Origin of the sequence: Streptomyces sp. WZ.A104, assembly GCF_002382885.1 — a bacterium.
Lineage (GTDB): Bacteria > Actinomycetota > Actinomycetes > Streptomycetales > Streptomycetaceae > Streptomyces.
Map to the genome: position 1 here is coordinate 123,678 of NZ_NWVL01000001.1, position 15,160 is coordinate 138,837.

11 protein-coding genes and 1 pseudogene are annotated in these 15,160 nt (G+C 69.5%); 4 read left to right on the forward strand and 8 right to left on the reverse strand.

Translation table 11 applies throughout. The features are described from left to right. Positions 1-13 precede the first annotated feature (13 nt). Entirely contained in the window at positions 14-1,330 is a 1,317-nt protein-coding gene (locus CIB93_RS00515; RefSeq protein ID WP_096622859.1) for a N,N-dimethylformamidase beta subunit family domain-containing protein, read from the reverse strand. Further along, on the reverse strand, positions 1,327-1,896 hold the full coding sequence (locus CIB93_RS00520) for a trans-aconitate 2-methyltransferase (RefSeq protein ID WP_096623037.1): 570 nt from the start codon (positions 1,894-1,896) through the stop codon (positions 1,327-1,329). The genes CIB93_RS00515 and CIB93_RS00520 overlap by 4 nt, the downstream gene beginning before the upstream one ends. A 373-nt stretch (positions 1,897-2,269) precedes the next feature. On the opposite strand from CIB93_RS00520, the gene CIB93_RS00525 reads away from it, so the two are divergent. Beyond that, entirely contained in the window at positions 2,270-5,791 is a 3,522-nt protein-coding gene (locus tag CIB93_RS00525; RefSeq protein ID WP_096622861.1) for an NB-ARC domain-containing protein, read from the forward strand. Positions 5,792-5,816: 25 nt separating this feature from the next. Continuing rightward, the gene (locus tag CIB93_RS00530; RefSeq protein ID WP_096622863.1) at positions 5,817-7,043 is read left to right on the forward strand and encodes a damage-control phosphatase ARMT1 family protein; all 1,227 of its coding nucleotides are present in this window, start codon (positions 5,817-5,819) and stop codon (positions 7,041-7,043) included. 469 nt (positions 7,044-7,512) lie between these two features. Here the strand turns inward: CIB93_RS00530 and CIB93_RS00545 are convergent, their stop codons facing one another. Both CIB93_RS00545 and CIB93_RS00550 read right to left on the reverse strand, forming a co-directional pair. After that, on the reverse strand, positions 7,513-8,136 hold the full coding sequence (locus CIB93_RS00545; RefSeq protein ID WP_096622865.1) for a nucleotidyltransferase domain-containing protein: 624 nt from the start codon (positions 8,134-8,136) through the stop codon (positions 7,513-7,515). A gap of 370 nt (positions 8,137-8,506) precedes the next feature. Continuing rightward, on the reverse strand, positions 8,507-9,211 hold the full coding sequence (locus CIB93_RS00550; protein WP_096622867.1) for a nucleotidyltransferase domain-containing protein: 705 nt from the start codon (positions 9,209-9,211) through the stop codon (positions 8,507-8,509). 191 nt (positions 9,212-9,402) lie between these two features. On the opposite strand from CIB93_RS00550, the pseudogene CIB93_RS00555 reads away from it, so the two are divergent. Both CIB93_RS00555 and CIB93_RS00560 read left to right on the forward strand, forming a co-directional pair. Next, positions 9,403-9,749, forward strand: a pseudogene (locus CIB93_RS00555) (DUF317 domain-containing protein); the annotation flags it as partial. 182 nt (positions 9,750-9,931) lie between these two features. After that, positions 9,932-10,741, forward strand: coding sequence for a DUF317 domain-containing protein (locus CIB93_RS00560; RefSeq protein WP_096622869.1), 810 nt, complete (start codon positions 9,932-9,934; stop codon positions 10,739-10,741). A 134-nt stretch (positions 10,742-10,875) separates the two neighbouring features. On the opposite strand, the gene CIB93_RS00565 is transcribed toward CIB93_RS00560, so the two are convergent. From CIB93_RS00565 to CIB93_RS00580, 4 genes are all read right to left on the reverse strand, one after another. Beyond that, complete coding sequence (locus tag CIB93_RS00565; RefSeq protein ID WP_096622871.1) at positions 10,876-11,256, reverse strand: hypothetical protein; 381 nt, start codon at positions 11,254-11,256, stop codon at positions 10,876-10,878. Between the two features lie 106 nt (positions 11,257-11,362). Next, positions 11,363-13,102, reverse strand: coding sequence for a relaxase/mobilization nuclease domain-containing protein (locus CIB93_RS00570; RefSeq protein ID WP_096622873.1), 1,740 nt, complete (start codon positions 13,100-13,102; stop codon positions 11,363-11,365). Beyond that, positions 13,099-13,440, reverse strand: coding sequence for a plasmid mobilization relaxosome protein MobC (locus CIB93_RS00575; protein ID WP_096622875.1), 342 nt, complete (start codon positions 13,438-13,440; stop codon positions 13,099-13,101). The genes CIB93_RS00570 and CIB93_RS00575 overlap by 4 nt, the downstream gene beginning before the upstream one ends. A 327-nt stretch (positions 13,441-13,767) precedes the next feature. Continuing rightward, a complete protein-coding gene (locus tag CIB93_RS00580) occupies positions 13,768-14,949 on the reverse strand; it encodes a hypothetical protein (protein WP_257001941.1) in 1,182 nt (393 codons plus the stop codon). Positions 14,950-15,160: the final 211 nt, after the last annotated feature.

The following is a 15,160-nucleotide window of genomic DNA, read 5'->3' on the forward strand; positions in this document are numbered from 1 at the left end:
ACGATCCCTTCGGTCAGGAGAGACGGGTGAAGACGTTGCGGGTGATGGCCGCGACCTGTGGGTCGGTGGCCAGAAGGCGGGCCCAGTCGGTCGTGGCGGCGGTGAAGACCGTGCCGTTCGCCGTGTAGAGGCCGAGGGTCGCTGCCCGACGGCTGTCCATCGCCTCCCGAGCCGCGAAATTCCAATCGCCGGGCAGCGGCGCGATGCCGAGGATCTCGAAGTTCTTCGGAGTTCCATCTCGGCCTGTCGGGCGCGGTCGGCCGAACGCGTCGAGTTCGTACGCCGCCCCGTCGCATTCGTAGCCGACCAGCGCCCCGTTGCGGCCGACGACGTCGCCCGTCTGCAGGCCCGTGCCGGAGAAGAGCCAGTGTTCCGCTTCCGTGACGGTGAACCCGAGGGGAGTACGCGGGCCGTCCCAGTGGCCACCACCGTTTCGGTAGCTCACGCCGAGAAGGGAGTTCTCGGGCTCCGATTCCCACCAGTGATCGGGGCAGCCGTACGAGCTGTCCGGATCCGTCTCCGCGGAGGCTCCGGGCGGGAACTTGTCGCAGCGCAGCCCGGCTCCGTCCCGGGCCACGTGTACTCGCCACCAGCAGCTATTGGCACCGAAGTTGGCGATATTGCCCCCGCCGTCCCGGAACGCGGTGACGTTTTGGCGGATCTCGGCGCTCCAGTACTCGTCGTGACCGGCGGCGACTAGGAGGCGGTATCCGTCATGAAGGTGCTGGCCTTCATGAAGGTCCAGGTCGGTGCAGTAGTCACTCTCGATCCCGTTCCCTTCCATCCACGTGATGAAGGGGGCGTCCCAGTGGGCGAACGTCTGCCGCGGCGAGGTGGTGTCGTACGGGTCGGGCAGCCCCTTGACGGGGCCGCCCACACCGCCTCCGGGTCGGAGCATCGTGACCTGGGCGGAGCTGTAGAGACTGCCTCCGCCCGCTGTGTTGTAGGCGTGGTAGGTGAAGGTCGGAATCTTGAAGAGGACCCTGCGGCCAGAGGGCGCGGAGGGTGTGACCACGAAGAGAATCCGCGCCTCACGGGAGTCCATCGGCGGTATGCCCGATGCCGGCTCCGGGCTCAGCGTCGCGATGTAGACCCCGGACCTCCACTCGGGAGGTACGGGGAACTCGTAGGCGGGCCACCGCCAGTCCGCGTCGAACGTGCCGGGCTCGGTGGTGCCGCCGGGCCACTCGACGTGGCCCGCGTGACGGGGCGTCGCGCCCCAGCGGTAGAAGTCGACGTGGAAGCGCGGGACCGAAGCGGAGATGTGCAGCCGGAGCACTTCGCCGGCGCGGACGCTCGGTCGGGCCGGGTAGCCGCTCATGCTCGTCATTCGCTCGTCCAGGGGCGAGCGACACCAGCGATGTGGTACCGGTCGATCGACTCGATCTGGGCTTCCCATTCCAGGTCGCGCAGCTGCGAGGTGAGGTCGGCGGCGTCACGCAGCACCTTCACGGCCAGGTGGTGGGATCCGTCGGCGAGCCTGCGGCGCACCGTGGGCACTTGGGCCTCGGCGACGCCCTCCTCGATCTCCGCCTTGGCAGGTGCGTCGTCGAGGAACACCACGCGGCCGCCCGGCGCCAGCGTCCACCTCAGCAGGTCCCAGAAGGCTTCCATCTCCACAGGTGGCACGTGGCTCAGCCAGAAGGCAAAGAAGATGGTGTCGTACTGGCGATCCGGCTCCCAGCTGAAGACGTCCGCCTCGATGAAGCGAGTCGCGGTCCCGTGCATCCGCTCTCGGGCCGCGGACAGCATCTCCGGCGCGGCGTCCAGCGCGGTCAGGCTGCGTACGCGGTCGGAGATCAGCCGGGTCCACTGGCCGGTACCGCACGCCAGCTCCAGGACGTCGCCGCGGATCGGCAGGCCGTCGAGGACGTTCGCGAGCTGAGGCATGTGCATGCGGTCGCTGTAGGAGTCGTCGTACTCGCCGGCTCGCGCTCGGTAGTAGGCGATCTGCCTCTCGGACCACCCGCCCTCACCGCCATGCTGCTTCGTTCCGATCACCTGAAACCACCCCTTCGTCGTCCACGCGGAGCGGCAGCGCTCCGTGATGAGCAGACTGCCGAGCGGTGCGGGACAGCGGGCTGCCGTCGCGCCGCACTCGCGTGGCAACGCCGTCGCTCGCGTGGGCGGTCGCGGGACGCCGGCTTCGCCGGGCGGGTCCACCCGGGTGCCGAATCGGTGCTGAACTCCTGTCGAAGCGAAGGCCCTACGCCCCTGGTCAGACCGCCCTACGCTGTTACCGTCGTTGGTGTCGGTCGAAGGAGCTTCGGTGGCCACAGTGCAGCGCTGGACCGGAAGGGAGGCGCGCGCTCTGCGGCTCGCGACGCGTCGGAGCGTGCGTCGCTTCGCCGCCTACCTCGGCGTCAGCGACCGGACGGTGTCCAACTGGGAGGCCCGAGGTGAGGAGATCGTTCTCACCCCGGATTCCCAGGCGTTATTGGATACGGCGCTGGAGCGGAGCGACGCGGAGGTGCGGCAGCGCTTCTGGGACTCGGTTGGTGCTCCGATGTCCTCTGCCGCGCCCGCACCGGACCAATACCTCCCGATACCCGTCCCGGAGCCCGGCTTGGTGCACAGGTCAGATGATTTCGAGGGGCTCGTCTCCGTCCTACGGGAGGCGTCGGCGGACAACAGCGCCTCCACGGTCGCCCTGTGCGGTCCCGGTGGGTTCGGAAAGACGACGCTCGCGACGCAGGTATGCCACGACCCTCGTGTACGGAACTCCTTCTCGGATTTCCTGTGGGTGGAAACAGGAGAGGGGTGCACGGCGGCGAGGGTTGTCGAACTGATCTCCGACCTGTGCGTTCATCTGGACGGCAGCCGCCCTTCTTTCGCGGATCCGGAGCAGGCCGGCTTCCACCTGGCTCGTCTGCTCCAGGGACGGCGTGCCCTCCTCGTCATCGACAACGTCTGGTCCGCGGCCGACCTCAGCCCCTTCTTGCTGGGCGGGGAGGACTGCGTACGGCTCGTCACCACCAGGAACGTGCGCGTGTGCCCCAGCGCCGCCAGGGTCGTACGGCTGGGTCCCATGGCGCCGGGCGAGATCAGAGAGCTGCTCGTCCGCAACGTTGGGAACCTGGGCGAGGCCGAAGCCGCCCGTCTTGCCGGCGCGTGCGGAGGATGGCCCTTGCTGGCGTCGATCGTCGGGGCGAACGTCGCACAGGAGGTCGTCTCTGGTGCCCCGGCCGGTCGTGTGGTGGCTGAGACGAGCGCAACGATCCGTGCGTACGGCCCCCAGGCATTCGACGTCTGGGACTCGGACCAGCGGAAGAACGCGATCGGGCAGGCCCTCGCGTCCAGTCTCCGCAGCCTTGAGGAGAGCGTCTCGATCGCGGGCCACTCGGACCTGCGGGACCGGTACCTCTCGCTCGCGGTCTTCCCGCCGTCGCTGCCGATCCCCGTGTCGGTGCTCACTCACTGGTGGCGAACAGCGCACGGATGGGCGCCTCACGTGGTGAGGCAGTTCTGCCGACTGCTGTCCGACCGGTCCCTGATCAGCGCCTATCTCGCCGACCGGGACGCCATCGTGCTGCACGATGTGTTCCGGTCCTACCTGCGCCACCTGATCGGCGATCGTTGGGCGGCCCTTCACCGGTCCCTTATCGAGTCATACCGGCACGGCACCGAGGGCGCGTGGGAGACGCTGGACGAGACCGAGGGCTACCTGTGGCGCCATCTTCCCTACCACCTGCGTGAAGCCGAGCTCGACGCCGAGCTCGTCAGCCTCCTGGCGTCCCCGTCGTACGTGGTACGCAAGGTCGCGCTCGTCGGACACCAGCACCTGACCGCGGACGCCGCCGTCCTCGACGCTCTTCCAGGGCGGCGCGAGGCCGGCCACCCCCAGCGTGAGGAGTGGCTGACCGCCCGCGCCCTGACCGGCGCCGGGTACCTGCTGAGCGGACTGGAAAGCCCGGCTGATATCGCCTCGACGCTTTCCATCGTGCTGCGGCGCTCACCTCTGTCCCAGGCCACGCGAACCCTCGAACGCGTCACTGGCGCGGAGGCGGTGCTCGCCCCGAAGTGGCTACTGCCTCCCGAGGACGACACCACGGGAGCGGCCCCCGGCCACATCGGTGCGATTGTCAGCGTCTGCGCCGCTCGCGACATGGTCGCGTCGGGTGGCGAGGACGGAGTGGTCAGGCTGTGGAACGTCGACACCGGTCGGCTACTCCGAGCCCATCAGGCGCACATCGGGTGGGTGTTCGCCACCGCGCTCTCCTCGGACGGGCTGGTCCTCGCTTCGGCGGGAGACGACGGGGCGATCCGACTATGGCGTACCGACACCGGAGACCCTATCGGGGTGCTGCCCGGGCACAATCGCCGCATCCGCAGCCTCGCCTTCTCCCCATCCGGCCCGTTCCTGCTCTCCGGGGCCGAGGACGGAGCTGTGCATGTGTGGGACGTGGACAGGCTCGTGCTCGTGCGGTCGATGCGTACGGTCGGCACTCCCGTCTGGTCCGTGGCGATCGGAGGAGACGCCCACTCGCTTGTGGCCGTGGCCGGCGAGGACGAGTTCGTCCGCCTCTTCGACTTGCGTACAGGTCGTCTCCTGGACGAACGCGCCGCTCACCGCGACTGGGTACGTTCCGTGGCCTTCGCCCCCGGCTCCTCTCTGTTGGCCTCCGGATCAGGTGACCGCTCCATCGCCGTGTGGGACGCGGCGGATGGCCAGCTCGCTCTCGTTCGCCGAATCGCCGATCTCAAGGCGCGCGTGCGTGCCGTTGCTCTGTCTTCGCACGATGCCATCGTCGCCGCCACCGAAGAGCCCAGGATCCAGGCGTTCTCGGCGGAAGGCCCAGCGGGCGAGACTCAGCCCCCACCGGGTGTCGACTGGGTGCGTTCACTCGTCAGAACAGGCGATGGCTCCGTGATAGCGGGATGTGAGGACGGTGCTGTTCGCGTCTGGACGGTGGGCAGGAGCAGGCTCAGGACGCTGGCCAGCGGCTCGAACACTGTGTGGTCCACGCAGTTCGCCGCCGACGGCCGTACCGCTGTGGTCGGCGACGGGGCCGGCGGCGTCGGCGTCATCGACACCTCGGCCGGGACGGTCAGCAGGAGGCTCGCGGCGGCCCATGGGCGGGTTTGGTCCCTGGCAGGCAGCGGTGAGCACGTCGCGGCCGCCTGCGGCGACGGAGCGGTCAGGGTCTGGTCGCTGCTCGACAAGGCATGGTCCCTCACCCTGAACCAGGACACCCCGCGTACGTGGGCCGTGGCGATGGCTCGCTCGACATCCCGACTTGCCGCGAGTACGGGCGACGGACACATCCGGGTTTGGGATTTCTCCGCCGGGGCGCTGCTGTGGAGCCAGGATGTTCATGCTGGCCGATTGCGCTCGCTCGCCTTCGACGACAGCGGAGACCTCCTCGCTGCCTGTGGCGGCGACGGCTCCGTACGCGTGTGGCACGCCCTCACCGGCGAGTTCAAGGGCCGGTTCTCCAGCCCCAGCGGGTGGGCCCGCGCCGTCACGGTCGACGGACCGGGGCATCGCGTCGCGGTCGGGGCGGGAACCGGTGATATCGCGGTACGGCACCTGGGTACGGACAGGTTCACCTCCCACCTCTCCGGGCACACCGGCCGCATCCTCATGCTGGGCTTCCTCAGCGACGAGGACCGCCTGGTGTCTGCCGCGGCAGACGGGACGGTGCGCCTGTGGGCGCTCGGAGAGCAGCGCCAGATCGCCAAGGTCAGAGTGGACGCCTCCTTGCACTGCGCGGCCTTCGAACCCGGCACCGACGAGGTGCTGGTCGGCAGTGCGGCAGGGGTCGTGGCCCTGGAGATCAAGGACTCGTGAGCGATAAGCGAAGGGCTTGGACACTATGACAGAAAAGACCCCCCGCACTACGGACGTAGCGACCGACCCCAACTCCGGACCGGCCGCCGACCGCGAGGCGCCAGTCATCCTGAGTAACGAGCCCGGCTCGTTCGCCTGGGGCGTCCTGGCCAAACGCCACCCGGCCCTGATCCAGCAGGTGCGAGACGCCTTCCCGTACGGGCGCCGACAGCACGAGGCCCTCGATGCCCTGCTGGACGAGATCACCAACGGTGTTGTCGAACCGCTCGCTCCTACGGAGCACGATCACGGGCAATGGTCGGAGTGGGGACGGGAGCACTTCGGGCGATCGTGGTTCGACGCCCCGTTCCTATGGGCGGAGAGCTACTTCTACCGCAGGCTCCTCGCCGCCATCGAGTACTTCGGTACCGGCCCGTGGCAGGGAGTCGATCCCTTCGCTCCGTTCAAGCAGGCCGAACTGCGCGGCGAGGCGGTGGAGGAGGAGCTGTTTGCCCTGGACGCGCTCGCCGACGTACCTGCCGACGAGCGGGCCACGGCGTTGCTCCACGCCTCGCTCTGGGGCAACCGCGCGGACCTCGGCTTCCGTGTCTCGGCGGGGGAGCCAGCGACCGGCGAAGCTACCTCCGCGCTCGTCGCCGACGAGAGCGGCGTGCTTTGGCAGCTCCTGCCCGCTGGAGCGCCCGCGACCGTCGCCGTGGTGGCGGACAACGCCGGCCGCGAGCTGATCCCGGACCTGATCCTCATCGATCACCTCCTCGAACGCCGGCACGCTGAGCGGGTCATGCTCCACGTCAAGCCGTACCCGTACTACGTCTCCGACGCGATGACGGCGGACGTCGTCGACTGCCTCCGCCGCCTCACCGAGGCACCCGGTGAAGCAGGCACGATCGGCGACCGACTGTGGAAGGCCATGGCGTCAGGACGTCTGGAGGTCCGCACCCACCCCTTCTTCTGCGCTCCGCTGCCGTACGAGGAGATGCCCGAGGACCTTCGAAGCGAGTTCGAGGCCGCCTCGCTCACCATCCTGAAGGGCGACCTCAACTACCGGCGCTTGGTGGGCGACCGGCTCTGGGACGCCACGGCGCCGTTCGCCGACCTCACCGCGTACTTCCCAGGGGCTGTCGCAGCTCTCCGTACTCTGAAGTCCGACGTCATCGTAGGGCTGGACCACGGAACGCTGGACGCCCTCGAACAGGCCGGTGCGGCGTGGCGTACCAGCGGCACTCACGCTCTCATCCAGGTTCGGCCATAGTCCTGAGCCTCGATGCGAGGCTCGCTGACGTGTTCCACGCACCGAGCGGGGGCCAGGTCTTACCTACTGCGACCTGGGGCCGTGGTGTGCGTGGACGAACCTCCCTTCCAGCTTCGACACCTGGTCCTGCCTGCCCATGCTTCTCGAGATCGATGGACCCGACGAGGCATCGGCCCGCCAGCTGCCGCCCTGCTCGGCCTTGACTACACAGAAGCCCGTTTCGGGAGCGTCCACGAGGTCTGCAAGAGCGAGATGGGCCGGGGCTCCCTCGCCGAGCCCACTTCGCACCACCGGCGGGATCCTCCCGCACATCCACGTCTCCGCCGGCCTGAAGGCCCAGTCGGCCGACTCCAGGACGAGCCACCTCCTCAGCGCCAAGGTCCAGTTCCTCAGTGAGCTGCTGATCGTGGAGGTCGCGTCGCCCCGACGACCCGGCCCCGGAACCCCGACCGTTACGAGGTTCCCCTGCTCATGTTCGGCTAACCGGCAGGAGCCGGCGGAGCCAGTGATGGGTGGGCGCGATCACCTTGATCGCGTCTGCCAGCCAGGCGCGGGCCGGAGCGTCGAGCAGCGGCAGTACCGCTTCGAAGTCGGTCTCGTCCTTGTCTCGGGTCGCCTTCGCCTTGTAGAAGAGCTGCACCTCGGGCGCGAGATACGGGATGCCCGTCTCGCTCGTCCGCCCGAGTCGGTCGATCGGGAGCCGGATCTCCGGGGTGCGCCGCGAGACCCACTGAGTGCCCTCGGCCTCGTCCAGCATGAGCTGCACGGACCAGGGCGCCTCCGGCGCGCGGCGGCACCAGATGTCGTGGAGCGGCGGCCGTAGGATCTCTCCAGGACGCCACGGTCGCAGCTCCCCCTGGCCCGGCGGGTCCGCCACGTACAGGTCCCAGTCGGCCAGGAGATCCCGTACGCGGGCCTGGTCACGCCGGAGGACGAGGACGTCGAGATCGCCGTGTGCGCGCAGCTCGCGGCCGACCGCGAGTTCGATCGCGTAGCCACCGGCGATCCACCATGGGAAGTCCGCCTTGGCGAAGACTGCGGCCACATCCTCGGGACGATCCGGCACCCAGCGTCCCAACACGTCAGTGCTCACCCGCCCATACTCCCAGTGACCAGGCGGGCGGAGCGAAGGCCGACGGCGGGTCGGCGGTCTCGCTGGAGCGCCCTGGCGCCCGCTCGCACCCTGCGCTCATAAACGCCCATGAGCATCAGGCGCACCGGCAGCCATCTTTGAGCGAGTGACTCGCGACCGGTCTCGTGGCCGGGGGCATGAGCCACGACTCTCCCAGGGCCGGACACACTCGATGCCATGGTGCTTTCTGATGTTTCGTATGTCTTTCGGTGGCGTACGCACTGCCGCAGCCGCTCCGGATCCCTGCGAGGAGGCCACCGACCCGCAGGAGGCCCGCCGCCCGATGATCAGTGCGCCGTTCGCCGCCCTCGTATCTCGGTCCCCGCGAGGTTCACGAAGTCCCACCACGCTTGTAGCCGACCCACAACCGACCACCGGCCTGTCCGATCACCTCTTCGACAGCGGCTACGAGGGGCTCTACCCGCCCCTCCAATACCTCCCGCAGGCCACGGTGCAGTCGCAAGCTGAGCCCCGGTGAGGTCGTCTCCAGACGGCGTGCGAGCCACTTTCCACCCCCGCCCCACGAGCCGCCAATGGCTAGTGCCAACTCGCCCGTCCGTCGAACCAGTTCGGTGGCGATAAACAGTCGCTCGCTTCGGTCGCTGCTTCCTGCGAGGTCGTCGAGGAGGTCGGTGATCGCGTAGCGGCGATCATCGATCTCCTCGGCCGACACCATGGGTGGCCCTGCGGCGGTCAGCTTTCGGGCCTCCGCTGCGATGCGCGCGCCGACTCCGTCAGTGTCGAATAGCAGCTCACCGTCGGCGCACATCCAAAGCAGCGGCGACCGGCGCTTGCGTACTTCCCGCTCGACGTACGCGTACCACGTCGCTTCGGTGTGCACGAACATCTCCACCGGCCAGTCGTCACTCCGGAGGCTTGCTCGGTACGGGGCCGGGGCTCCGCGGAGCAGGACCACGATGTCGAGGTCCGACATTGCCGTGCGCAGTCCCGTCACGACGCTGCCTCCCAGGAAGGCAGCCAGAGCGTCAGGGTGGTGCTCATCTACAACGGCACGTGCGGCCTCGATCGCATCCATGCGGCAACTATCGGCATTCTGCCGACCACGCGCACGCCGTTTCTCCGGGCGTACGGCAGCGCTCTCTCACGCCTCGTCGCAGTTCGCCCGGGGCAGACAGCAAAGATCGATGAATGACTGGCCAACGCTGCAATGGCATGTCAACGTGGATGACCTTCTGGTAAACCACCAGGTCAAAGAGGTGATCGCCTGTGGCTCCGGAACCCCCGAGTCCGGGATTTTCCACCACCATCGAGGCCCTGCGGTTGCGCGAGTGGCAGCTTGGGCCGGCCAGCCCACGCTCGTAATGGATCAGTTCTGCGCCGGAGACTTCAACCTGGTCGTCGACGACCGCGCGGACGTACACGTCAACTCCAAGGACGGCTCCTTCTATCTCGGATGGTTCCCGTCCGGCCCCCCGGGCACCGACAGCGAGGGATGGAAGATCGCCGTTACCGGTACGGCCAAGGTGCGCGGCTACCAGATGTCCTTCGACACCGAGACGCCGGCCGATATCGTCGCCGCCGCAGTCGCTCGCGTGCTGGAGACCTCCAGCAGGTGTGACAGCAGAGGCTCGAGTCGGAGCCCCTCGGGCGGACCGGCCGCCGCCTCGCCAGGCCGCCATGTGGAAACGAAGACCGGTCATCTGCCACCCGAGGCCGTCACACAACCGGCCCGGCACTCCTGACCAGCGCCACACACCCCGGTGGCAACGAGTACCCCGACGCCTTTGGAGGCACCCTGCATCCCGACTTCCCGTTCGGCCCACTCACCCCAGCCAGCGACCCGTCCGCGTACTGGGTCGGCCCCCGTCACCTGGCTGGTGACGACGGACGTCTCTACGACGACGTCGCCGACACTCTCGCTGGCCTGGGCTGGACGAGCCTGACGATCGTCCGTGGTCGCCAGGAGCCGGACGAGGCTCCCGAGGACCGCCAGGTCCTGCGCAGCACCGTCCTTCACATCAGCCCCGACTCCCTGCGGTGGGCGCAGTGGGTCTTGCCGGACGAGCCGTTCCATCTGGGGAATCTGCCCATCGCCTGGCAGGTTTCCGCCCGTACGGACCCGAGCAGTCCGCTCGCCCAGTGGTCGGCCTACTTCACCCCCGAGGTCCCCGCAGAGGTTCTCGCCGACTTCCTCGTCGCGCTCGACGCCCGCACCCAGCCCGCCCGGTCGCTCGGTGGCCCCGAGCTGGTTCTCGACGCCGTTACGGTCCACGGCTGGCTGCGTGACGTCGACCAGCCCGGCACGGGAGCGATCGATCCGACCTTCGCCTCCCACATCCGCCTCGGCGAGGTGCCGCCCCTCATTCAGGACGCCGAGCCACTCGCGCTGGTGGCTCAGGCGGACGAGGCGCTCCTTGCTGGATGGCAGGCGTGGGCCGAGCCGGTGCTCGGCGCAGGCTACCTGTGGGCGGCCTCGTTCGGCGCTAGCGTGCCGCACGACCTCGTCGCCACCTTTGCCGACTCCCTCAGTTCCAGCGCACCGGTCGTGCGCCGGATGCTGCCGGAAAGCACACGCGACCGGCTCCTGCGCGCTCCAGCCAGCTGAGGGCCGTCCAACGCATCGAAGCCGGGCCTCCCTTTGCGGGAGGCCCGGCTTCGCGCGCACGCCTCGCTGTCAGATGCCACATCTGTCCTGGGGGCAGTTACCTTACGTTGGTTGTGGTGCGCCGCGGGCCGTCGCTAGAAGGCGTACGGGGCGAAGGAACGGACCGGTTCGATTGTGAGGCCGAGGAGGCGATCGAACTCAGCTCGTTCGTCCTCGTTCATGAGCTTGACGGCGTTGCCGAGGTTCTTCTCGGTGAGCTGCTCCATGAACGGGGCGAGGAAGCGCTGCAGAGTTTCCGGGGTTTCGTCCATCGTGCGCCGGTACTCCCTGTATCGCTTGAACTGTTCCTGTATCTCTTCGAACTCGACGCGAGTGGCACTGAGGACAAGGGCCTGCTCCTCCTTGCTGAACGGGCGCCCGTCGCGGTGGATCCACCTCTTGGTTTCACGCCAGCGCTTGATGTCCGCGTCGCAGAGTAGGACGACGATGTTGGGGCGGGCTGTGGTCTTGGGCATACGGGTGCTCCTCGGAGGTGTCGGGTGGGTGGAGGCATCAATGGTCCGGAGGATCGCCGGTTTGCCCAACCGGCGATCATCGGCTATGTTCCGCCCGCTTTGCCGGTCAGCGACGACGACTGGAGTCGTTCACGGCGCCGGCCGTTGGTGGTGTGGTGGGCGCCGGGGATGGAGTGCGCCGGTTGCCTCGGGTGGGTGTGCCCTGGGGGCTTTCGGGTGCGGCGGGCAGGTGGGCGCTGCGGCGCAGGCGCCAGACGAGCACGTCGCTGATGGATGCGGCGGTGGCGAGCTCGCGCCGTCTAGTGGCCTCGATAAGCAGGGCGGCCGGGTCGTGGCCGGCTCTGCGGGCGTCGTCGAGGGTGGTGGCCAGGGCGGGCCAGCCGGGCTCGGCCCGGATTCGTTCGGCCAGTTCTGGCAGCACCTGGTGGAGAAGGTCTGCTTGCCGCTGCCGGACACGCGGGGCCAGACGCTGGCCTCTCTGGCGCAGGATGGCCATGGGCTGGCCGGCGGCGGCTTGGTAGGCGGCGCGGAGGTGTTGGGCGGCTTGTTCGGCGGCGGCTGCCTGCTGGCTGTGGTGCTTCCTGGCGTGCCAGTTCGCCGCGGCGATGGCGAGGAAGAAGGCCATGTCGATGAGCATGGCGGTGGTGGCGCCGTCTTCGCCGCGGCCGAGGGCGGGCCCGCTGTAGATAAGGTCTCGGGCGGCCTGTCGCAGGGTGCGGTCGTGCCCGCGTACGGCCTTCACGTGGGAGCGACTGGCCCGCTCGAACGCGACGGCTGCCTCGCGGAGTTCGGAGCGGGTGTGGGTGGCGGAGGTCTTGGCGAGCGCGTCCAGGACCTCCCCTGAGGCAGCGATGTGGGCTGCTGCTGTGCCGTCGTCGCCGTGGTCGATGATCAGCAGGGCCTGCCACGTGGCGGCGGTGGCCCGGCGCCGCGCGAACGCGGGACCTGTCACGGGTGGCAGGGTGGGCTGCTCCAGCCCGGAGCCGTCCGCCGAGGTGGCAGCCTCTGCGGGAAGGGTCCAGCGTTCGCGGATGCGGGGCAAGGAGAGGTCGGGTGCGAGTTTGGAACCGGGGTAGAAGACCGGCTCATCGTCCTTGTTGCGGTCGTCGGGCAGCGCGACCTTGTAGCCGAGCAGGTCACCAGATGGGGCGACCCGCTTGCGGATCAGCAGGCCGGCGGCGGCCAGCCGCTCGAAGAACTCCTCCTCGCTGGTCGCACCGGCCACCGCACGGCGTACGGTCTCCCGCAGCTCCTCGCGCGCCGGTCGCACTCTGCCTTGGCGTTCGGCTTTGTGGCGTTCAGCGCTGGTGGGGCGCTTGGCGGCGGTGCCATCGCCCGGCGCGACGCGGCGCAAGCCGTAGTCGGCCTCGATGGCGCGGGCCTCGGCTTGGGCACGGCGGGCCTCGTTGTGCAGGCGGGGCCGTCGGCCGTCGTCACGGACCAGGGTGGCGATGATGTGGATGTGGTCGTCGGCGTGCCGGACGGCGGCCCACCGGCACGCGGCATCGTCGCCGTCGGGAGCGATGCCGGTAGCGGCGACCATGCGCCAGGCAATGGCAGCCCAGTCCTCGTCGGGCAGGACCGGATCCTCCGGGCTGGCCCGCACGGACAGGTGCCACACGTGCTTCTTGGGGCGCCGGCCGTCGGGCAGGGCGTTGACGGGCTGGTCGAGCAGCCGCTGAAGCTGCCCGTACGTAACCTGCGGGTCGCGGCCGGGGTCGGGGGTGAGTGGGTCGAAGGCGGCCACCAGATGGGGGTCGGTGTGCTCCTCATGGGTGCCGGGGCCGTACAGGTAGCGGATCAGCCCGATCGTTTCGCTGCCGCGCTTGTGGATGCTGGGGATCACGCAGCGGCACCGCCGTCACGATGGGCGAGCAGAGCATCGGCGGCATCCTCCATCCGGCGGGCCGCGCTCCGGACGGCCTTGGCCGCGGCGTCCAGGTGGGGTGCCTCGGCGCCGGAGTTGAGGGCCTTGGCGACCTGGTTGAACAGACCGTGCATGCGGCCCAGGTGTCGGCGGGCGGCGAACAGCTCGTCGATGACCTCCCGCTCGGTGGCGATCTCGGCGGCCGTGCGGGTCAGGTCGCGGGCGGCCTTGTCGACGGCGTAGGCGAGGAAGGCGGCGTTGGTCATCTGGCACTGGGCGGCTGCGTCGGTGAAGCGCTTGTACTCGGCGTCGTTCATGCGGCAGCTGGGCTGCTTCAGGCGCTTGCGCTTCTTCGGCTGTCGGGCGCGCTGACGGCGCCGCGGAAGGGATTCGGCCTGCCGTCCCCCACCAGGCTGCGGTCCGCCCTCGGTCGCTGCCTGCCGGTCCTGCGCCCCCTGGCGCTGGACCGTCCCTGCCACCCCCGGGGCAGGGACTCCGGGAGCATTGCTCCCGGGACAACTTGCTCGCGCTGGGGACGGGGTGGTTGGTAGGGCGTTGTCGCTGGTGGTGGAGTCTTCGCGGTGTGGGTCGTGCATCGAGCCTCCGTCTCAGGGGGCGGCTGTGGGAGCGGTTGGCTGTGAGGATCAGGGAGTGAGGTCGCTGGGCGCGGCCTTGAGTTGGTTTTTGAATTCGCGGACGACGCGTCCGGCGTCGTCGCTGGAGACGGTGTATCCGGCGTCGCGGAGGGCGTCCTCTACCCGGTCTCGGCCGATGCGGCCTGTCTCCTCGTACACGCGGCGGGCGAACTTGCGGATGACCTCGTCGGAGGCGCGCGGTTTGCGGTCCTCCTGTTTCTGCCGGGCAGCCGGTTTTCGCTTGCGCCTGCCCGGGGCACTGTCGGAGGCGTCGCTGCCCGTATGCGGTGGACCGCCTTCGGGCTCTGCCCGTCGGGTGGGCAGTCCTGGCGTCGGGCGGGCAGGTCGCGGGCGGGCAGTTGGGGGCGCCTGGTCGTCGCCCGGGTGCGATGGATGCGGGCGGGCAGTCTCCTCTGCCCGTGGAGCTGGGTCCGGGCGGGTGGAGGGCGGTTGGCTGCTCTGCCCGGAGTAGCGAGCGGTGTACGAGGTCGGGGTGTGCCAGCGCGGCGGCAGTGTGACGGTAGCGAGGCCGAGAGCCTGCTTGCGGGTGGCGAGCTTGCGCAGCAGCAACTCGTCCTGGAGTGGGTCTCCGTCGACGTCGGCCCGCTCCAGCGCCTCGTGCAGACGATCGGACAGGCGCCGGCCCCGCAGTGTGCCGCGCTGCTTGTCGGTCATCGATTCGGCGCGGAGGATCAGGGTGACGGCGTCGCTCAGCGCACGCTCGCGGATGAGCCGGGCGGCGTCCGCGTCCTGGTCGGCGATGCCTAGCCGGGCCAGCAGCCGTTCACGCATCTGCCGGACGAGGACGGCGGCCAGACCGCGCGAGGCGGCCTGCGGTGTGCGGTGGCGCAGCTCGATGCCCATGGCCAGGTGCCACAGCATCGTGGCCATGACCGGGCCTACGAAGGCGCGCACGGTGCCGCCGACGAGCCCGAACTCGGCGTAGGCGGGGATGATCTGCACTCCGGTGAGCACCCACACGAGGACGCCTGGCACGCCCGGCGCGCGTGCGGGCCCGTTGAGGTTCTGGCGTGCCATCAGCGCGGTGGCGAACAGGGCTAGCTCGGCGGTGGCGAACATGAAGGCGCGTTCGACGGTGCTGCCCATGTCCAGGTAGTCGGCGGCGAACCGCCAGCTGGTGTCCGCGCTGTAGGCGGTGCAGCCGAGCGCGGCCATGGCGGCGACCGGCATTGCGACGGTCCCGCGCCAGCGGTTTGCGCCGGGCGGCTGACGGCGCTGCTGGCGGAGCATCCATCCGGCGAGCACGAGCAAGGCGAGCAGTACCGCTGTCGTTACGGGGGAGGTGACCCAGTCCGGCAGGAGCGAGATGCTGGCGCTCTGGGCAGCCAGGCGCGTGAGGGCGGGGAAGGGCAGGGTGGGGCTCCAAGGGTTGGGGGAAATG